The organism is Streptomyces sp. NPDC020379 (genome assembly GCF_044387105.1).
Lineage (GTDB): Bacteria > Actinomycetota > Actinomycetes > Streptomycetales > Streptomycetaceae > Streptomyces.
In genome coordinates this window covers 111,795-129,619 of the sequence record NZ_JBIRVR010000012.1, presented here as the reverse complement: position 1 = coordinate 129,619, position 17,825 = coordinate 111,795, and the positions used below count along the sequence as shown (strand labels likewise).

Annotated in this window: 19 protein-coding genes; 9 read left to right on the top strand and 10 right to left on the bottom strand. The window is 72.7% G+C overall.

Annotated elements, in window-relative coordinates; translation table 11 throughout:
- Positions 1 to 83 precede the first annotated feature (83 nt).
- Together ACH427_RS17830 and ACH427_RS17825 are read left to right on the top strand one after the other, a co-directional pair.
- A complete protein-coding gene (locus tag ACH427_RS17830; RefSeq protein WP_398870408.1) occupies positions 84 to 512 on the top strand; it encodes a YciI family protein in 429 nt (142 codons plus the stop codon).
- 19 nt (positions 513 to 531) lie between these two features.
- Positions 532 to 1,773 (top strand): RNA polymerase sigma factor, encoded by a 1,242-nt coding sequence (locus ACH427_RS17825; protein ID WP_398870407.1) that lies wholly within the window; start codon positions 532 to 534, stop codon positions 1,771 to 1,773.
- A 258-nt stretch (positions 1,774 to 2,031) separates the two neighbouring features.
- Here ACH427_RS17825 and def read toward each other — a convergent pair whose 3' ends face one another.
- The 8 genes from def to ACH427_RS17785 all read right to left on the bottom strand — a co-directional run bounded on the left by def (position 2,032) and on the right by ACH427_RS17785 (position 9,649).
- Positions 2,032 to 2,661, bottom strand: a complete 630-nt coding sequence (gene def / locus ACH427_RS17820) for a peptide deformylase (RefSeq protein WP_398870406.1) — start codon at positions 2,659 to 2,661, stop codon at positions 2,032 to 2,034.
- Between the two features lie 70 nt (positions 2,662 to 2,731).
- Positions 2,732 to 3,718, bottom strand: a complete 987-nt coding sequence (locus ACH427_RS17815; RefSeq protein WP_116215906.1) for a hypothetical protein — start codon at positions 3,716 to 3,718, stop codon at positions 2,732 to 2,734.
- A 257-nt stretch (positions 3,719 to 3,975) separates the two neighbouring features.
- A complete protein-coding gene (locus ACH427_RS17810; RefSeq protein WP_398870405.1) occupies positions 3,976 to 5,247 on the bottom strand; it encodes an HD-GYP domain-containing protein in 1,272 nt (423 codons plus the stop codon).
- Positions 5,244 to 6,572, bottom strand: a complete 1,329-nt coding sequence (locus tag ACH427_RS17805) for an HD-GYP domain-containing protein (RefSeq protein WP_398870404.1) — start codon at positions 6,570 to 6,572, stop codon at positions 5,244 to 5,246. The genes ACH427_RS17810 and ACH427_RS17805 overlap by 4 nt, the downstream gene beginning before the upstream one ends.
- Positions 6,573 to 6,776: 204 nt before the next feature.
- The gene (rsrA, locus tag ACH427_RS17800; RefSeq protein ID WP_398870403.1) at positions 6,777 to 7,124 is read right to left on the bottom strand and encodes a mycothiol system anti-sigma-R factor; all 348 of its coding nucleotides are present in this window, start codon (positions 7,122 to 7,124) and stop codon (positions 6,777 to 6,779) included.
- A complete protein-coding gene (locus tag ACH427_RS17795) occupies positions 7,121 to 7,801 on the bottom strand; it encodes a sigma-70 family RNA polymerase sigma factor (RefSeq protein ID WP_361531846.1) in 681 nt (226 codons plus the stop codon). The genes rsrA and ACH427_RS17795 overlap by 4 nt, the downstream gene beginning before the upstream one ends.
- A 279-nt stretch (positions 7,802 to 8,080) precedes the next feature.
- Complete coding sequence (locus ACH427_RS17790) at positions 8,081 to 8,707, bottom strand: alpha/beta family hydrolase (RefSeq protein WP_398870402.1); 627 nt, start codon at positions 8,705 to 8,707, stop codon at positions 8,081 to 8,083.
- Positions 8,708 to 8,836: 129 nt separating this feature from the next.
- Positions 8,837 to 9,649: an SOS response-associated peptidase gene (locus ACH427_RS17785; protein WP_398870401.1), complete on the bottom strand. Its 813-nt coding sequence runs from the start codon at positions 9,647 to 9,649 to the stop codon at positions 8,837 to 8,839.
- A 41-nt stretch (positions 9,650 to 9,690) separates the two neighbouring features.
- Here ACH427_RS17785 and ACH427_RS17780 point away from each other — a divergent pair, with 41 nt between their 5' ends.
- The 4 genes from ACH427_RS17780 to ACH427_RS17765 all read left to right on the top strand — a co-directional run bounded on the left by ACH427_RS17780 (position 9,691) and on the right by ACH427_RS17765 (position 13,225).
- Positions 9,691 to 10,404 carry a M50 family metallopeptidase gene (locus ACH427_RS17780; RefSeq protein ID WP_398870400.1) on the top strand — a complete coding sequence of 238 codons (714 nt, stop codon included), beginning with the start codon at positions 9,691 to 9,693 and terminating at the stop codon, positions 10,402 to 10,404.
- 28 nt (positions 10,405 to 10,432) lie between these two features.
- Positions 10,433 to 11,791 (top strand): 3-phosphoshikimate 1-carboxyvinyltransferase, encoded by a 1,359-nt coding sequence (gene aroA / locus ACH427_RS17775; protein ID WP_398870399.1) that lies wholly within the window; start codon positions 10,433 to 10,435, stop codon positions 11,789 to 11,791.
- 18 nt (positions 11,792 to 11,809) lie between these two features.
- The gene (rsgA, locus tag ACH427_RS17770) at positions 11,810 to 12,814 is read left to right on the top strand and encodes a ribosome small subunit-dependent GTPase A (protein ID WP_398870398.1); all 1,005 of its coding nucleotides are present in this window, start codon (positions 11,810 to 11,812) and stop codon (positions 12,812 to 12,814) included.
- A gap of 87 nt (positions 12,815 to 12,901) precedes the next feature.
- Positions 12,902 to 13,225: a multidrug efflux SMR transporter gene (locus ACH427_RS17765; RefSeq protein ID WP_361531828.1), complete on the top strand. Its 324-nt coding sequence runs from the start codon at positions 12,902 to 12,904 to the stop codon at positions 13,223 to 13,225.
- A 162-nt stretch (positions 13,226 to 13,387) separates the two neighbouring features.
- Here the strand turns inward: ACH427_RS17765 and ACH427_RS17760 are convergent, their stop codons facing one another.
- Positions 13,388 to 14,047, bottom strand: a complete 660-nt coding sequence (locus tag ACH427_RS17760; protein ID WP_398870397.1) for a TetR/AcrR family transcriptional regulator — start codon at positions 14,045 to 14,047, stop codon at positions 13,388 to 13,390.
- A gap of 125 nt (positions 14,048 to 14,172) precedes the next feature.
- Here ACH427_RS17760 and hisN point away from each other — a divergent pair, with 125 nt between their 5' ends.
- Together hisN and ACH427_RS17750 are read left to right on the top strand one after the other, a co-directional pair.
- Positions 14,173 to 14,967: a histidinol-phosphatase gene (gene hisN, locus ACH427_RS17755; RefSeq protein ID WP_398870396.1), complete on the top strand. Its 795-nt coding sequence runs from the start codon at positions 14,173 to 14,175 to the stop codon at positions 14,965 to 14,967.
- 199 nt (positions 14,968 to 15,166) lie between these two features.
- Positions 15,167 to 15,568, top strand: a complete 402-nt coding sequence (locus ACH427_RS17750; protein ID WP_398870395.1) for a cyclic nucleotide-binding/CBS domain-containing protein — start codon at positions 15,167 to 15,169, stop codon at positions 15,566 to 15,568.
- A 145-nt stretch (positions 15,569 to 15,713) separates the two neighbouring features.
- On the opposite strand, the gene ACH427_RS17745 is transcribed toward ACH427_RS17750, so the two are convergent.
- The gene (locus tag ACH427_RS17745; protein ID WP_398870394.1) at positions 15,714 to 17,189 is read right to left on the bottom strand and encodes a catalase; all 1,476 of its coding nucleotides are present in this window, start codon (positions 17,187 to 17,189) and stop codon (positions 15,714 to 15,716) included.
- 159 nt (positions 17,190 to 17,348) lie between these two features.
- Between ACH427_RS17745 and ACH427_RS17740 the strand changes: the two genes are divergently transcribed.
- Positions 17,349 to 17,771, top strand: a complete 423-nt coding sequence (locus ACH427_RS17740; protein ID WP_398870393.1) for a Fur family transcriptional regulator — start codon at positions 17,349 to 17,351, stop codon at positions 17,769 to 17,771.
- Positions 17,772 to 17,825: the final 54 nt, after the last annotated feature.

Below are 17,825 nucleotides of genomic sequence, written 5' to 3'. Positions count from 1 at the left end.
TCGACGTATAGGTGAAGGGCCGGGAACGGCCGGGCGGAAACCCCCGCCCGGCGTCCCGCCCCCACCTGGACAGGAGACGCGCGATGGCACGCTTCATGATGATCGTCAAGGCGACCGAGGAGTCCGAGGCCGGCGTACTGCCGACCAAGGAAATGCTCGCCGAGATGGGGCAGTACAACGAACAGCTGGTCAAGGCCGGGGCACTGCTCGCGGCCGACGGCCTGCGGGCCTCCTCCGAGGGCGCGCGGGTCTCGTTCTCGGGCGGGAAGCCGACCGTCACCGACGGGCCCTTCGCCGAGACGAAGGAGCTCATCGCCGGCTTCTGGATCATCCAGGTGAAGGACCGCGACGAGGCCCTCGAATGGGCCCGGCGGGTGCCCTTCCAGGACGGGGAGATCGAGGTCCGGCCGGTCTTCGAGATCACGGACTTCCCGGAGGACGTCCTCTGTGCCGAGGACGCGGCGCGCGAGGCGGCCATGCGCGAGGAGCTGCGCAAGCAGACGGGGCAGTAGCTTCGTACGATGGGTGGTCGTGACGACCTCCGACACCCATCGCGCGATCGAGGCGGTGTGGCGTGTGGAGTCGGCCCGGCTGATCGCCGGGCTGACCCGCATCGTGCGCGACCTCGGCATCGCCGAGGAGCTCGCGCAGGACGCTCTGGTGGCCGCACTGGAGAAGTGGCCCGAGTCGGGTGTCCCGGACAATCCGGGTGCCTGGCTCATGGCCACGGCCAAGCACCGCGCGATCGATCTGATCCGCCGCAACGAGACCTACGCGCGCAAGCTGGCCCTGCTCGGCCACGACCTGGAGACGGAGTGGCCGGCCCCGGAGCCGGCCGCCGTCGAGGACGACCTGCTGCGGCTGGTGTTCGTCGCCTGCCACCCGGTGCTGTCCACCCGGGCCCGGGTCGCGCTCACGCTCCGGCTGCTCGGCGGGCTCACGACCGGGGAGATCGCCCGCGCCTTCCTGGCCTCCGAGCCGGCCGTGGCCCAGCGCATCGTGCGCGCCAAGCGGACCCTCGCCACGGCGGAGGTGCCCTTCGAGGTGCCGGGCGCCGACGAGCTCGCCGACCGGCTCTCCTCCGTGCTGGAGGTCATCTACCTGATCTTCAACGAGGGTTACGCGGCCACGGCGGGCGACGACTGGATGCGGCCGGCGCTGTGCGAGGAGGCGATGCGGCTGGGCCGGGTCCTGGCCACGCTGATGCCGAAGGAGGCGGAGGTCCATGGGCTGGTCGCGCTGATGGAGCTCCAGGCGTCACGCTCGGCCGCCCGCACGGGCCCCTCGGGCGAGCCCGTCCTGCTCCTGGACCAGGACCGCGGCCGCTGGGACCACCTGCTGATCCGGCGCGGCCTCGCGGCTCTGGCCCGCGCGGAGGAACTGGGCGGCGCGTACGGTCCGTACGCCCTCCAGGCCGCGATCGCCGCGTGCCACGCACGGGCGCACACCCCGGAGGCCACGGACTGGCCCCGCATCGCCGCCCTCTACGCGGCCCTCGCCGAGCGCACGCCGTCCCCCGTCGTGGAACTCAACCGCGCGGTCGCCGTGACGATGGCGAAGGGACCGGAGGCGGGCCTGCGTCTGGTGGACGCGCTCTCCTCCGAACCGGCTTTGCGCGACTATCACTTGCTGCCGAGTGTCCGGGGCGATCTCCTTTTCCGGCTGGGCCGGCGGGCGGAGGCCCGGGCGGAGTTCCTGCGGGCGGCGGGACTTACGCGGAATGAGAGGGAGCGGGTTCTTCTGCGTCAGCGGGCGGAGGATTGCGGCACCTGACGCCCGCGGCGGGCTTTTCCCCCAGACCCCGCAACACGCGTCGCGCGTTGTCCTCAATCGCCGGACGGGCTGGATCGTGCGGACCGTAGCCAGCACATTTCAGCCCGTCCGGCGATTGAGGACGCGGCCGAAGGCCGCTCTCCGCCGGAGGCGGCGACGGCGGGTCAGTCGGGGGCCTGGGGCACGCGCCCCAGTTCGGGAAGGGGCGGGGCTGGGGAAAAAAACCCGCCGCAGGCGCCGGCCGACCCGCACCCCGAATCAGTCGTTGGCCACCACCGGATACCGCGGCGTCCCCTCCGCCATCTGGCGAAGAGCGTCCTTGCGGTCCCGCTTCGAGAGCCGGTCGATGTAGAGGTAGCCGTAGAGGTGATCCGTCTCATGCTGGAGGCACCGCGCGAAATAGCCCGTGCCCTCGACAGCGATGGGGTTCCCCTTGGCGTCCTGGCCGCGGACGACCGCGTAGTCCGGGCGGGCCAACGACGCGTAGGCGGTCGGGACGGACAGGCAGCCCTCGTTGGAGTCGTCGAGGACGCGGCGGTCGGCCGGGAGCTCGTCGAGGACGGGGTTGCAGACGGCGCCCACGTGCCGTACGCCCTCGTCGTCCATGCAGTCGTAGACGAAGACCTTCAGATCGACGCCGATCTGGTTGGCGGCCAGGCCCACGCCCTCGGCGGTGCGCTGGCTGGCGAACATGTCGTCGATGAGCTGCGCGAGCTCGTCGCCGAACTCGGTGACGTCCTTGCACTCCTTGTGCAGCACGGGGTTGCCGACGACGGTGATCGGACGGGACGTGCCGCGCTCACGGTGCGCGCGCTCGCGCTCCTCGCAGTCCTCGGTGTCCACGATGAACTCGTCGTTCACCGGCTGCTGAGTCTCTTGCTGCGCCATTCCGCCGTACGCCTCTCTCAAAACCCGAAAAAATGATGCCTTTACAGTGTAAGGGAGCCGCGGGGCGCCCTCAGCAGACTTCCTCCAGATCGCGCCACTCACGCGTGTCCGGGCTGTCGGCGACCCAGCCGTCGAGCAGGCCGCGGACGAGCCCTGCGGGGGCGGCGATGCCGCATTCGCGCTCGGGCACCCAGAGCGAGCCGGAGCCGGCCGTGCGGTGGCCGAGCGGGCCCGGGTGGCCCGGCTCGCTGTGGTCGTGCGGGTCGAGGTGCTCACCGTCGCCCTCGTCGCTGGGCATCCGGCTCTCCGAGCAGGTGCGGCACAGCAGCCGCACGGAGGAGGACCAGTCCTCGGCGGCGAAGCCCGCGTCGGCGGCGAGCCGCTCCAGGGCGTCCCGGTCGGCCTCGGTGGCGGCCTCCAGGAGGACCACCCAGGTCGGCACGGGTGAGGGGGCCCACAGCTCGATCTCGTCGAAGACGGGGTAGGAGGGCCCGGCCGCGGTGACCCGCTCGCCGTGCGGGACGCCGTCGTGCAGCACGACCTCGCCCCAGCGCCGCCCGGAGGAGGGCAGCGGGATGGAGAGGACCTCCATCCGGGCCGGGTCGAGCCGGCGGCCCCAGACGACCTCCGCCTCACCCTCCGGCGAGAGCCGTACGGCCGCGCTGCCGAGCTCCATGCCGACCGGCTCGCCCGCCGGGGCCGCCTCGCCGGGCACCCGAAGGCCGTACGCCTGCCAGGCGCGGCGGGCCAGCGGCCAGTCCTGGAGGGCGGTGGCGGCGATGCCCACGTTCCACCAGTCGGGGGCGCCCGCCTCGCGGTCCAGCAGGGCGACCGCCCGCAGCCCCGCGGCGCGGGCCTGCTCCCAGTCGTGCCGGAACTTGTGCAGCAGGGCGAGGTTGAACCACGACTCGGACAGCCACGGCTCCATGTCGGCGGCACGGGTCAGCAGCGCTCCCGCGTCCTCGTACCGGCCGTCGCCGATCAAAGTGAAAGCACGGTCGGTGGCCTGCCGCCACGAGGCGGAAGGCCGATGCCGTACCTTGCCGAAGATCCTCACGATTCCCGCCTGCCGGTTTCTGCGTGCGACCACGCCGGATGACCCAGGTGACGGTCGCCGTCCTCCCTGACGACAACCTGCCACATCTCTCTTGCTCCGGGAAGCTGCGCCCGCCACTCCTCGATGGCGACGCGCGCGGCACCCCCCGTAGTCCGCGCTCTGTGTGTCGTTTTCTTCTCTTCGCATCCAACCATGCCCCTTTGGACGCCCGCTCATTACCCGTGGGTTCAGCGGCCGCACGGGCTTCGGCGGGACTCCTACGGCTCCGGGGGCGGGGTCCGGGGCGGGCAGGGAGCCCGTGCCAGCACCCGGGCCAGGGCCTCCACGACCTGGGGATCGTGGTCGTGGGCCGTGGCCAGCCGCAGCCGTTCCAGGGCGCGCAGCGGGCCGCACGCGGCGGCCCCCGCGAGGTCGTCGTAGGCGTTGACCGTGCGGACGATCCGGGCGGTGAGCGGCTGCTCACGGTAGGGGTCGGCCTGGCGCTCCACGACCACCGCGACCTCGGCGGGCACCCCGGTCTGCCGGACGACCGCGCCGCCCAGCAGGGCGATGCGGCGGCGTTCGGCGGGCGGCAGGAGCTCGGCCGCCCCGGCGGGCACGGGGTCCAGCAGCGAGAGCCGGCCGATGTCGTGCATCAGCGCCGCGTACTCCACCACGGTGAGATCCGCCTCGGCCAGGCCGAGCTCCCGCCCGGTGGCGCGGCTGAGCGCGGCCACACGGCGGGCGTGCCCGGCCGGGGTGTGCCCGGCGATCTCGGTGGAGCGCGCCAGGGAGGCGATGGTCTGGTGGCAGGTGGCGCGCACGGCGGTGTAGCGGTGGAAGGACAGCTGGGTGAGCAGCAGCGGCAGGCAGAAGACCGGCAGTGCCCAGAGCCCGGCGACGGCCACGGCGAGGGCCATGACCACGCCGGTCGCGCAGATCGCCGTGCCGATGCCGGGCAGGGCGCGCAGCTCGTCGCGCAGGGCCGGGCCGTACGGGCCGCCGGTGCGGGCCCGGGACAGGGCGGCGGCCAGGACGGCGTCGCACAGGGCGGTCAGCGCGAGCAGGAGCAGCAGGAACGGCGCGTAGTACGGGCTGTGGCCGGGCCAGCGGTCGAGGGCGCCGGAGCTGTGCAGGGGCTGGAAGCAGACGGCGGCGAAGCCGGTGGTGAGCAGGCGGCGCGCGAGGTGGTCGCGCGCGGGCGGGCGGCCGAGGGCGCCGGCGAGCGTGGCGGCGAGGACGACGGCGACGGCCTGGGCCGGGCCGTGCGTGGTGGGCCGCCCGCCGACCTCGCCGAGCAGGGCGTAGGCGAGCGCCCCGGCGGCGCCGACGGGCGCGGGCTCGCGGGCCTCCGCGGCGGCGGGGCGGCGCCGGACGGCCTCGCCGAGGGTGATCAACACGCCGAAGGCGAGGGCCACTTGGGGCTGGGCCATCCCCTGCCGGGCGGTCCACACGAGCGCGGTCACAGCGGCGGCCGCGGCGGCGGTGTGCACCCAGCGGACGATCAGGGTGCCGTCCGGACATGTCGCTGATGTCGAAGATGCGATCATCCCTCGCCGCCGTGACGGATCGCTCCGGTGACCGAATCCCTCACAGAAGGGACGTTTCCGCTGGGCAGAATTATGCATTCCGTGAGCAGGGAGCCCTCCGAGGTGACGGCCGGGTGCCAGCCGTGCCGGTCGAGCGCGGCCTCCAGCGCGTCGACCATGTGCGGGTCGAACTGGGTGCCGGAGCAGCGGTGCAGCTCCGCCATCGCGACGGCGACCGGCCGGGCGCGGCTGTAGCTGCGGGTGGAGGTCATCGCGTCGAAGGCGTCGGCGACGGCGACGATCCGCGCGAACTGCGGGATCTGCCGGCCTCGGAGCCCGTACGGATAGCCGCTGCCGTCCAGCCGCTCGTGGTGGTGGAGGATCGCGGCGCGCGCCTCGTCCAGGAAGCCGATGCCGCGGACCATCTCGTGGCCGTACTCCGGGTGGAGCTCGATGAGGCGCCGCTCCTCGGGCGTCAGGGGGCCGTCCTTGCGCAACAGCCGGGTGGGGATGCCGAGTTTGCCGATGTCGTGCAGGATGCCCGCGAAGCGCAGCGCCTCCAGCCGCTCCCCCGCCAGGCCCAGCTCGCGGGCGATCAGCACGGACGCGCGGCCGACGCGCTCGCTGTGGCCGCGGGTGTAGCGGTCCTTGAGGTCGACGGCCTGCACCAGGGCCCGGATGGTGGCCTGGTGGGCGCCGCGCTCGCGCTCGTAGCGGTCCAGGAACCAGGACGAGACCCACATGGGCAGCAGCACGAGCAGCGCGGCCAGCGGGCCGTACGCGCTGCGCCAGAGCACTGCCGTCATCAGGCCCGTGGGCCCGTGCACCAGCGCGGGCAGCAGCGGCCCCGGCAGCAGGCCGCGCCAGGCGGCCCGCGGCGAGCGGCGCTCGGCGGTGAACCGGATGACGCCGTCGAGGACGGCGGTGACGAGGCAGAAGGCGAGCGCGGCCGCGAGGGCGGGCGCGAGCGCCACCGTGAAGGCGGCGCGGCCGGGGGCCGTGGCGGCGAAGACGCACGAGGCGGCGCACGCGGCGAGCGACAACTGGGCGGCGTGCCACCAGCGCCGCACCCACACCGGCCGCCGCTCGACGCGGCCCGCGAGCGCGCCGGGCACGGCGACGAGCGCGGCCGCCGCCGGAGGCAGCAGGAACGCCCCGGCGAGCAGGACGGGGAGGGTCAGCGTGCGGCGGGGCAGCCGTTCGCAGACCGCGCAGACCGCGGCGAGCAGGGCGATCGCGGTCCAGGGGGCCGCGGTTCCGGCCCGCACGGCGGGCGCGGCGCACAGGGCCGCGGCGACCACGGCACACGCGACACAGCCGCGTGCCACCGCCGGAATTGCCCACATGGCGCGTCCTCCCCGTCCCGTACGAAGCAGGCCAGCTTGCCGTCAGGATGGGGAGAATAGGCTGAGGGGACGCCCAGGAACGGCGCATTCGGGTATTACCCCGGCCGAACCGACCGGTTGCACACCTTCGGGTGATGTTCCCCGGGGAGGGTGTTTGCTCTGCGGCCCTGAAGAAAGAGCGCAGGCGGGAGGGGGTGGCCCGGCTCAGTCCTGCGCGAGCTTGCCCGCCGCCTCGGCCGACCTGGCGGCCTCCGCCGCCCTGGCCTCGGCCACCACGTCGTGGTCCGGCACCGACTGCCCGGAGCGGATCAGCTCGATGCGGCCCATGACCTTGGAGCGGAGGTCGGCGGGGACGTCGTCGTGGCCGCAGCAGCGCTTGACGAGCTTCTTCACCGCCTGCTCCAGGCCGTACTTCTCCAGGCAGGGGGAGCACTCGTCGATGTGCACCTCGAACTTGGCGCAGTCGCCGTCGGGCATCTCGTGGTCGAGGAACTCGTAGAGATGGTCGAGGACTTCAGAGCAGTCCGTCTCGTGCGGGTCTCCGCAGCTCATGAGTCCGAGCCTTTCCGATTGTGCGACTCGTCGGAACCGTTCGGCGCCGGGGCCGTACCCGCCGGGACCAGACCGCGCTCGCGGGCGTAATCCTCCAGCATTCCGCGCAGCTGGCGGCGGCCCCGGTGCAGCCGGGACATGACCGTGCCGATGGGCGTACCCATGATGTCCGCGATCTCCTTGTACGCAAAGCCCTCCACATCCGCGAGATAGACCGCTATGCGGAATTCCTCGGGAATGGCCTGAAGGGCCTCCTTGACGTCGGAGTCCGGGAGGTGGTCCAGAGCCTGGGACTCGGCCGAGCGCAGGCCGGTCGACATGTGCGACTCGGCGCGGGCGAGCTGCCAGTCCTCGATCTCCTCCGACGCGCTGCGCAGGGGCTCACGCTGCTTCTTGCGGTAGGAGTTGATGAACGTGTTGGTCAGGATGCGGTACAGCCACGCCTTGAGGTTCGTACCGTCGCGGAACTGATGGAAGGAGGCGTACGCCTTCGCGTACGTCTCCTGGACCAGGTCCTCCGCGTCAGCGGGATTGCGCGTCATGCGCAGGGCGGCCGAGTACATCTGGTCGAGGAAGGTCAGCGCGTCCCGCTCGAAGCGGGCGTTGCGTTCGGCGGCGCTTTCGGCGCCGACGACTCCGTCATCGGTCCCCTCGTCGGTCCCAGCGACCGGACCCACCTCCTCCGACAGCCTGGCGGAACCGGAAACGGACCCGCTCGAATCGGAGAATAGACGACGATCCGGCCCGTCCGCCGCTCCAGGAGAAGCGGGCTGCGCCACATGCAGCGCCGACCATCCCAGGTCAGGCGTCTGCGGGCGGGACAGGCATGCGGTCGAACCCATGCTGCGAGCTCCCATTCCTCTGTCGTGCCAGTGCGTGGTGACGTTGTGCACAACAGCGGTGCCCGGCCGCGCATTCCCGGGCGGCGGGACGTGATCGAACGGCGGCCGAAAGGGTCAGCCGGGCAGCCCCGCGAGCCACTCGGCGACCGCCTCGGTGATCACCGCGAGGGCGCCGTCCTGGCCGATGGCCGCCTTCTTCGGCACGGCGAAGCCGTGGTCGCCGTCCGGCACCGGGACCAGGCGCGTGCCGGGCGGGAATTCCTCGGGACGGCCGAACGGGTCCTTCGCGCCCTGGACGACGAGAGCCGGCAGGGCGGCGCCCGTCAGCTCCTCCGCGCGGGACTTCTCCGGCTTGCCCGGCGGGTGCAGCGGGAAGCTCAGCGCGAGGACGGCGACGGCGCCCAGCTCCTTCGCCGTACGGCAGGCGACGCGCGCACCGGCGCTCCTGCCCCCGGCGACGACCGGCCCGCCGCGCCCCGCGATCACGGGCCACAGGGCCGTCCACGCGGAGTCGAGCGTCTTCGGCGCCGGGGCGACCTTCTTACCGGCGACGCGCCAGGGCTGCTCCACGAGGGCGACGGTGACGCCGCGCTCCGGCAGCGCGGCGGCGAGCGCTCGCAGGTCCCGCGCTTCCACGCCGCCGCCGGCGCCGTGGCCGAGGGCGAGGGTGAGCTTCGCGTTCCCGGCGTCGAACCAGTGGATCCTGGCGTCGCCGGCGGGGGTGGGGGCTGTTTGGATCACGGGTCCATCTTGCCGGTAGGTACGGCGGGGCGGGGTGGCGCCCGCGGCGGGCTTTTCCCCCGGCCCCGCCCCTTCCCGCCGCACACCGGACGCGGCCGGGAAGGAGCGGGGCCGGGGAGAACACCCCTCTCAGAACAGCGTCGACTCCTCCGGAGCCGGAAGCTCCTCGACAAGCTCGGGCCCGTTGTTGCGCACATCACTCACCGACGTCCGCACCGGATAGGCCCGTACAGCCGCGGCCCCGGACGCCAACACCCCCCGCAGCGCACCGGCATCCGTACAGGACGGATCCAGCCAAGCCCCCCACCGCTCCCGCGGCAGCACCACCGGCATCCGCGGATGGATCTCCGCCAGGGACCGCGGCCCCTCCCCGCCCGCGGCGGCGAACGGCTCGGCGGACGCCTCCGTCGTGATCACCGCGCAGGTGGCCCACCACGCCTGGGGGTGGTCGGCGGGCAGCGCCGGGTCGCGCCAGAACTCGTACAGGCCGGCCATGGCCAGGACCGAGCCGTCCTCCGGGGTCACGAAGTACGGCTGCTTGCGGGCCCGCTTCCGGCGGCCGCGCTCCTCCAGCTCGCGCTCGTCCGCGCCGGTGACCCACTCGTAGTAGCCGTCGGCGGGTATCAGGCAGCGGCGCGACTCGAAGGCCCGCCGGAAGGACGGCTTCTCGTGGACCGTCTCCGCCCGCGCGTTGATCATCTTCGCGGCACCCTCGGGCGATTTCGCCCAGGACGGAACCAATCCCCACCGCAGTGCGCGGAGCTGGCGAACCGGACCGCGCTCCCTGGCGTCTTTCAGAGGACGTTCGAGCACCACATGCACGCTCTTCGTCGGCGCGACGTTCCAGTCCGGGGCGAGCGTCTCCGCCGGTTCCCACTTCTCGACGCCGAAGAGCCCCACGAGGTCCTCGGGACTCCGGCTCGCCGCATATCGACCACACATGTTCGCCACCCTGTCACGGACCCCCGAGGAGCCGCGCACAAATGGACAGCACCAACGCCACCGCCCTGTGGGACCGGGTGGTCGGGACCCAGCCCGACCCCACGCTGTGGCTGGTGGTCGCCACCGGGGTCGTCGCGCTCGCCGCGGTCGTCCCGCGCCGCGTCTGGCTGATCACCCGCAACGCGATAACCATCGCCCACGAGGGCGGCCACGGCCTCGTGGCCCTGCTCAGCGGCCGGCGCCTGGACGGCATCCGGCTGCACTCCGACACCTCCGGGCTGACGGTCTCCCGGGGCAGGCCCACCGGTCTCGGCATGATCCTGACCGCCGCCGCGGGCTACACCGCCCCCTCGCTGCTCGGCCTCGGCGGCGCCTGGCTGCTCGCCGCCGGCCACATCACGGCCCTCCTGTGGGGCGCCACCGCACTGCTCGCCGCACTGCTGGTGATGGTCCGCAACGCCTTCGGCGTGCTGACCGTGGTGCTGACCGGCGCCGCCTTCGTCCTGGTCTCCTGGCTCGCGGGCCCGGCGGTGCAGGCGCTGTTCGCGTACGGGGTCGTCTGGTTCATGCTGCTCGGCGGCGTCCGGCCGGCCTTCGAACTCCAGGCGAAGCGGCGGCACGGCCACGCGGGCGACTCCGACGCCGACCAGCTCGCCCGCCTCACGAACGTGCCCCCGTTCGTCTGGCTGTTTTTCTTCCATGTGGTCTCGCTGTGCGCGCTGACCGGCGGGGGCCGCTGGCTGCTCGGGCTGTGACCGCGTTCGAGCCACTAAGGTAAAGAGCATGACCGAGAGCCCTGCACACACCGACCTCTGGCCTGCCCCCCTCGCGAGCGGGGCCGTCAACGCGACCGTCACCGTGCCGGGATCGAAATCGGTCACCAACCGCGCACTGGTCCTCGCCGCGCTGGCCGCCGAGCCCGGCTGGATCCGCCGCCCGCTGCGCTCGCGGGACACCCTGCTGATGGCCGAGGCGCTGCGCGCCATGGGCGTGGGCATCGAGGAGACCGTCTCGTCGTCCTCCACGGGCGCCGGTTCGGGCGAGGCGTGGCGCGTGATCCCCGCGCGGCTGCACGGCCCGGCCACCGTCGACGTCGGCAACGCCGGCACGGTCATGCGCTTCCTGCCGCCCGTCGCGGCCCTCGCCGACGGCCCGATCCGCTTCGACGGCGACCCCCGCAGCTACGAGCGTCCGCTGCACGGCGTGATCGACGCGCTGCGCGCGCTCGGCGCCCGCATCGACGACAACGAGCGGGGCGCGCTGCCGCTGACCGTGCACGGCGGCGGTGCGCTGGACGGCGGGACGGTCGAGATCGACGCGTCCTCGTCCTCGCAGTTCGTCAGCGCCCTGCTGCTGTCCGCGCCGCGCTTCAACCAGGGCGTCGAGGTGCGGCACACCGGCACCGCCCTGCCGTCGATGCCGCACATCCGGATGACCGTGGACATGCTGCGCATGGCGGGCGCCCAGGTCGACACCCCGGAGTCGGGCGGCGAGGCCGATGTGTGGCGGGTCTCCCCCAGCGCGCTCCTGGGCCGCGACATCGTCGTGGAGCCGGATCTGTCCAACGCGGCGCCGTTCCTGGCGGCCGCCCTGGTCACCGGCGGCCGGGTCACCATCCCCGACTGGCCCGAGCGCACCACGCAGCCCGGCGACGCGCTGCGCGAGATCTTCACCGCGATGGGCGGCAGCTGCGAACTGTCCGACGCCGGGCTGACCTTCACCGGCACCGGCCGGATCACCGGCATCGAGGCCGATCTGCACGACGTCGGCGAGCTGACCCCGGTGATCGCGGCGGTCGCCGCGCTCGCCGACTCCGAGTCCGTCCTGAGCGGCATCGCGCACCTGCGGCTGCACGAGACGGACCGGCTGGCCGCGCTCGCCAAGGAGATCAACGAGCTCGGCGGCGACGTCACCGAGACCCAGGACGGCCTGCGCATCCGCCCGCGCCCGCTGCACGGCGGCGTCTTCCACACCTACGAGGACCACCGGCTGGCCACCGCGGCGGCCGTGATCGGCCTCGCCGTCGACGGCGTCCAGGTGGAGAACGTCGCGACGACCGCCAAGACCCTGCCGGACTTCCCGGAGCTGTGGACCGGGATGCTGGGGCCCGTCGCGGGGGCGACGACGGTGTCGAGAGCCTGAGAAGAGCGGAAGAGCACCATGCGCCGCTACGGCAAGAACCCCGACGAGGACGACATCCGCGTCCGCCCCAACCGCAAGGGCAACCGGCCCCGGACCAACATCCGCCCGAAGCACGAGGACGCCGCCGAGGGCTTCGTCCTCACCGTCGACCGGGGCCGGCTCCACGTCCTCGTCGAGGACCGCACCATCATCGCGATGAAGGCGCGTGAGCTGGGGCGCAAGGGGGCCGTGGTCGGGGACCGGGTCGCGGTGGTCGGTGACCTCAGCGGCGCCAAGGACACCCTCGCGCGGATCGTCCGGGTCGAGGAGCGCTCCTCCGTGCTTCGCCGTACGGCCGACGACGACGACCCCTTCGAGCGGGTCGTCGTCGCCAACGCCGACCAGCTCGCGATCGTCACCGCCCTCGCCGACCCCGAGCCGCGCCCCCGCCTGATCGACCGCTGCCTGGTCGCGGCGTACGACGCGGGCCTGGAGCCGCTGCTCGTCCTGACGAAGTCGGACCTGGCCTCGCCGGACAAGCTGCTGGAGTCGTACGGCGCGCTGGGCGTGCCGCATGTGGTCACCAGCCGCGAGGAGTTGGCGAGCGGCGGGGCCGCCGAGCGGGTCCGGGAGCGGCTGACGGACCGGGTCACCGCCTTCGTCGGCCACTCCGGCGTCGGCAAGACCACGCTCGTCAACGCCCTCGTCGAACGGCAGCGGGCCACCGGCCACGTCAACGCCGTCACCGGCCGGGGCCGGCACACCACGACCTCGGCGCTGGCCCTGCCCCTGCCCGACGGCACCGGCTGGGTCATCGACACCCCGGGCGTGCGGTCCTTCGGCCTGCATCACGTGGACCCCTCCCGCGTCATCCTCGCCTTCCCCGACCTGGTGCCGGGCACCGAGGACTGCCCGCGCGCGTGCAGCCACGACGAGCAGGACTGCGCACTGGACCAGTGGGTCGAGGACGGACACGCCGACCCGCAGCGGCTCTACTCCTTGCGACGACTGCTTGCCACGAGGGAGCGGCGCGAAGGCGATTGATCGCCTACGTTTGCGAGTGACCGCCGATGGCAAGTGCAACAAACACACCGGTACGAGCGGCGGTCACAAAGACTCGGGAGGCAACTGATGGCGTGGCTGCTGGTCGTGGTCGCGGGCCTGCTGGAGACCGGCTTCGCCGTCTGTCTCAAGCTCTCGCACGGTTTCACGCGGCTGTGGCCGACGATCGCGTTCGCATGCTTCGCACTCGGCAGCTTCGGGCTCCTGACGCTGTCCCTGAAGAAGCTCGACGTGGGCCCGGCGTACGCGGTGTGGACGGGCATCGGCGCGGCGGGCACGGCGATCTACGGCATGATCTTCCTCGGCGACCTGGTCTCGACGCTGAAGCTCGTGTCGATCGGCCTGGTGATCCTGGGCGTGATGGGCCTCCAGCTCTCGGGCTCGGCGCACTGAGCGGTCCGCCGCCCCTGACGCGGGGCTCCCCGCCGTCGCCGGCCGCGGCCGCCCCCGGCGCGGGGAACAGCGCGACAAGCCGCGAACGCCCCGCGGCCACGGACCGGACCGTCACCCCCGTAGGCGCGAGCCGCCGGATGGCGAGAACCTCCTCCGCACCGGTCAGTTGGCTGAAACAGTGCGGTCGCCCTCCGTGGTGCCCCCCTCGTCGCTCAGAAGGGCGCGGACCAGACGGGCGACTTGGCCGGCCGCCTCCTCGTGCGAGGCCGCCGGGGCGAGCACGTAGGACAGCGTCAGCCGGACGGCCGCCTCGCAGGCCCAGAGCACCGTCTCCGCGGCGGGCCCCGGCCCCAGGTCCGCCGTGACCGCGCGGGCCGCACGGTCACGGATCCCGTCGGCCAGCGCCCAGGGCGTGGGAGTGCCGCGCGCCTGGGCGGGCCCGGACGGGCCGCGCGGGGCGGGCACCGCGGGGGCCGCGACGGCGGGGAGCCGCTCGCCTCGGCAGCCGGTCAGCGCGGCCCGTACGAGGGGGTTGGCGCGGGCCGTGCGCAGGATCCAGCCGGCCGCCGCGGCGCAGCGGTCACCGGCGTCGGCGGCGGTGCCCGCCTCGGCCAGGGCCCGCTCGACACCGGTGAGCAGGGCGTCCGCCTCGCGGCGCACCAGGGCGCGCGCCAGACCGGCCTTGCTGCCGAATTCGTTGTAGAGCGTCTGCCGGGACACCCCAGCCGCGGCCGCGACGTCGACCATCCGGACCCCGCTCCAGGGCCGTCTGTCGAGCGCCGCGTAGGCCGCGTCCAGCAGGAGTTCTCGTGCCGCGGGCATCGTCGCCTCCCCGGCCGTGCGGCCGCACGGCGGTAGTGGCCACAGAATTGACGTGCGTCCGGACGGTGTCAAGAGCCCGGGCGGGCCGTCGAGGTCCTGAGGGTGCCCACAGGTACTGTTCAGCCATGTCCGACTACCACGATGATCTGCGCCTGGCCCACGTCCTGGCGGACGCCGCCGACGCGGCGACCATGGACCGGTTCAAGGCCCTCGACCTCAAGGTCGAGACGAAACCGGACATGACTCCGGTGAGCGAGGCGGACAGGACCGCCGAGGAGCTGATCCGCGGTCAGCTCCAGCGCGCCCGGCCGCGCGACGCCGTGCTGGGCGAGGAGTTCGGCAGCGAGGGCACGGGCCCGCGCCGCTGGGTGATCGACCCCATCGACGGCACCAAGAACTATGTGCGCGGGGTGCCCGTCTGGGCCACCCTGATCTCCTTGATGGTGCAGGTCGAGGGCGGTTTCGAGCCGGTCGTCGGCGTGGTCTCGGCGCCCGCGCTGGGCCGCCGCTGGTGGGCGGCGAAGGGCTCGGGCGCCTTCACCGGGCGCAGCCTGCTCTCGGCGAGCCGGCTCCAGGTCTCGCGGGTCGGCCGGATCGAGGACGCGTCGTTCGCGTACTCCTCGCTGACCGGCTGGGAGGAGCGCGGCCTGCTGCCCGGCTTCCTGGACCTGACGCGCGACTGCTGGCGGACGCGCGGCTACGGCGATTTCTGGCCGTACATGATGGTGGCCGAGGGCTCGGTGGACATCTGCGCGGAGCCGGAGCTGTCGCTGTGGGACATGGCGGCGAACGTGGTCATCGTCGAGGAGGCGGGCGGCCGCTTCACCGGCCTGGACGGCCGGCCGGGCCCGCACAGCGGTGACGCGGCGGCGTCGAACGGACTGCTGCACGACGAGCTGCTGGGCTATCTGCGTACGTAGGTCGCGCCCCAGGTACAAACCTGGGCGGTTCAAACCTGGGCGCGGGAGCGGGGAGAAGCGGAATTCCGGCTCCACGCGCCTCTTGTTGTGTCCCCGCGAACATGTGACGATGAGGAGCCCCACGCTTGTGAACTTGTGAACGCCTTCTCGAGGGAAGGGCGTTCACCAATTCACAGTCGCCAAGGAGGTGGCTCCGACCATGCTCGTCCGCGACGCCATGAGCACGGTGGTCCTCACCATCGGCCCCGCGCACACCCTTCGGCAGGCCGCGCGGCTGATGTCCGCGCGCAGGATCGGCGCAGCCGTCGTACTCGACCCCGACACCTGCGGGCTCGGCATCCTCACCGAGCGCGACATCCTCAACTCCGTCGGCGCGGGCCAGGACCCGGACCGCGAGACGGCCCACGCCCACACCACCACCGACGTCGTCTTCGCGGCCCCCGAGTGGACGCTGGACGAGGCCGCGTCCGCCATGGCGCGCGGCGGTTTCCGACATCTGATCGTCCTCGACGGCCAGGGTCCGGTCGGCGTGGTGTCGGTGCGCGACATCATCCGCTGCTGGGCGCCCGCGCGGGCCCGGGCGGACGCGCTGACGCGCTGACGGCCCCGCCGGGGCACCGCGAGCGGGCAGCCGGAGAGGCCGGAGCCCATTGGCGTCCGGCCTCTCCGGTTCTTTCGGCAAGCCACTGGTCGGGACGACCCCGGCCGGCGCACCGCCGTGACGGCGGATCAGCCGGCCGACGGGGTCAGCCGCGCAGGGCCTGGACCGCGGCTTCCAGCCGCTTGCCGAAGTCGGGGTCCGCCTGGCGGAAGTTGTTGATCGCCCGCTCGGCGATGTCCTCGCGCGACACCTTGGCGATGAAGCCGGCGAGGTTGTCGACGAGACGGCCCTTCTCCTCCTCCGACATCAGCCGGTAGAGGTTGCCCGCCTGGACGAAGTCGTTGTCCTCGGCGTGCGAGGGGGTCTCGATGGTGCCCGTGGCGCCGGTGACGGTCAGCGGCTGCCACAGCGGACGGCCGGTCTGCGCCGGGCCGCCGAAGCTGTTGGGCTCGTAGTTCTTGGCGCGGCCGTGGCGGCCGTCGTACGCGTAGCCGTCGCGGCCGTATGTGCGCGCCTCGGTGGCGTGCGGGCGGTTCACCGGCAGGTGGTCGGCGTTGATGCCGACGCGGTAGCGGTGGGCGTCGCCGTAGGCGAAGAGGCGGCCCTGGAGCATCTTGTCGGGCGACGGGCCGATGCCCGGGACGAAGTGCGCCGGGGAGAAGATGGACTGCTCGACCTCGGCGAAGATGTTCTCCGGGTTGCGGTTGAGCTCCAGCTTGCCGATCTCGATCGGCGGGTAGTCCTCGTGCGGCCACACCTTGGTGAGGTCGAAGGGGTTGAAGCGGTACGTGGCCGCGTCGGCCTCGGGCATGATCTGCACCTGCACGGTCCAGGACGGGAAGTCGCCGCGCTCGATGGCCTCGCGCAGGTCGCGCTGGTGGCTGTCGGGGTCCTCGCCGGCGAGCTTGTTCGCCTCCGCCTGGGTGAGGTTCTTGATGCCCTGGTCGGTCTTGAAGTGGTACTTGACCCAGAAGACCTCGCCGGCCTCGTTGTTCCACTGGTAGGTGTGCGAGCCGTAGCCGTTCATGTGGCGCAGCGTCGCGGGGATGCCGCGGTCGCCGAACAGCCAGGTCACCTGGTGCGTGGACTCCGGCGACAGGCCCCAGAAGTCCCAGACGTTGTCCGCCTCCTGCGAGCCGGTGTACGGGTCGCGCTTCTGGGTGTGGATGAAGTCGGGGAACTTGATGGCGTCCCGGATGAAGAAGACCGGGGTGTTGTTGCCGACGAGGTCGTAGTTCCCCTCTTCGGTGTAGAACTTCAGCGCGAAACCGCGGGGGTCGCGCACCGCGTCGGCCGAGCCGAGGTTGCCGGCGACGGTGGAGAACCGCAGGAACGTCTCCGTCTGCTTGCCGACCTCGGAGAGGAACTTCGCCCGCGTCCACCGCGAGACGTCACGGGTGAGCGTGAAGGTGCCGTACGCGCCGGCGCCGCGGGCGTGCACGATGCGCTCCGGGATCCGCTCGCGGTTGAAGTGCGCGAGCTTCTCCAGCAGCAGCTGGTCCTGGATCAGGACCGGGCCGCCGATGCCTGCGGTCTCGCTGTTCTGGTTGTCCGCGACCGGAGCACCGGACTCCGTGGTCAGCGGGCCCGCATTCGTCCTGGCCTCGCCCTGAACCGACACGTTCGCCTCCGTCTGATCGTCCTGCCACCTTGGCCTGAGCCGAGATCGATCCTACATTGGACTGTGTCTAAGTCAAGATGCCCCCCATGGCGATATCGGATCCAGGGGTGGACGAGGGCCGCTGCTACGCTGGTCCTATCTGACTGATAGGTGAATGGCATGAGTGACCTGCTGGAACGGCTCCGAGGACGCGGCTGGCGGCTGACCGCGCAGCGACGCGTCGTCGCCGAGGTCCTCGACGGGGACCACGTGCACTACACGGCGGACGAAGTGCACGCCAAGGCGGCGCACCTGCTGCCGGAGATCTCGCGCGCGACGGTGTACAACACCCTCGGGGAGCTGGTCTCCCTGGGCGAGGTCCTGGAGGTGAGCACGGACGGCCGCGCCAAGCGCTACGACCCGAACGCCCACCACGCGCACCAGCACCTGGTGTGTTCCCGGTGCGGCACCATCCGCGACGTCCACCCTTCGGGTGACCCGCTCGCGGAGCTCCCGCAGGAGGAGCGCTTCGGCTTCCAGGTCGCGGCGGTCGAGGTCACCTACCGCGGTATCTGCCCGAACTGCACGTCCGCCGCCGGGTGAGGGCGGCCGGGCGAGCACGACAAAGGCCCGGATCCTGAGGATCCGGGCCTTTGT

Bases quoted from the DNA above. Each gene is read 5' to 3' on its own strand.
- aroA (WP_398870399.1), top strand. From the start codon at position 10,433: ATGACCGAGAGCCCTGCACACACCGACCTCTGGCCTGCCCCCCTCGCG.
- ACH427_RS17765 (WP_361531828.1), top strand. From the start codon at position 12,902: ATGGCGTGGCTGCTGGTCGTGGTCGCGGGCCTGCTGGAGACCGGCTTC.
- hisN (WP_398870396.1), top strand. From the start codon at position 14,173: ATGTCCGACTACCACGATGATCTGCGCCTGGCCCACGTCCTGGCGGAC.
- ACH427_RS17810 (WP_398870405.1), bottom strand. From the start codon at position 5,247: ATGATCGCATCTTCGACATCAGCGACATGTCCGGACGGCACCCTGATC.
- def (WP_398870406.1), bottom strand. From the start codon at position 2,661: ATGGCGCAGCAAGAGACTCAGCAGCCGGTGAACGACGAGTTCATCGTG.
- ACH427_RS17830 (WP_398870408.1), top strand. From the start codon at position 84: ATGGCACGCTTCATGATGATCGTCAAGGCGACCGAGGAGTCCGAGGCC.
- ACH427_RS17760 (WP_398870397.1), bottom strand. From the start codon at position 14,047: ATGCCCGCGGCACGAGAACTCCTGCTGGACGCGGCCTACGCGGCGCTC.
- rsgA (WP_398870398.1), top strand. From the start codon at position 11,810: ATGCGCCGCTACGGCAAGAACCCCGACGAGGACGACATCCGCGTCCGC.
- ACH427_RS17780 (WP_398870400.1), top strand. From the start codon at position 9,691: ATGGACAGCACCAACGCCACCGCCCTGTGGGACCGGGTGGTCGGGACC.
- ACH427_RS17740 (WP_398870393.1), top strand. From the start codon at position 17,349: ATGAGTGACCTGCTGGAACGGCTCCGAGGACGCGGCTGGCGGCTGACC.
- ACH427_RS17750 (WP_398870395.1), top strand. From the start codon at position 15,167: ATGCTCGTCCGCGACGCCATGAGCACGGTGGTCCTCACCATCGGCCCC.
- ACH427_RS17805 (WP_398870404.1), bottom strand. From the start codon at position 6,572: ATGTGGGCAATTCCGGCGGTGGCACGCGGCTGTGTCGCGTGTGCCGTG.
- ACH427_RS17785 (WP_398870401.1), bottom strand. From the start codon at position 9,649: ATGTGTGGTCGATATGCGGCGAGCCGGAGTCCCGAGGACCTCGTGGGG.
- rsrA (WP_398870403.1), bottom strand. From the start codon at position 7,124: ATGAGCTGCGGAGACCCGCACGAGACGGACTGCTCTGAAGTCCTCGAC.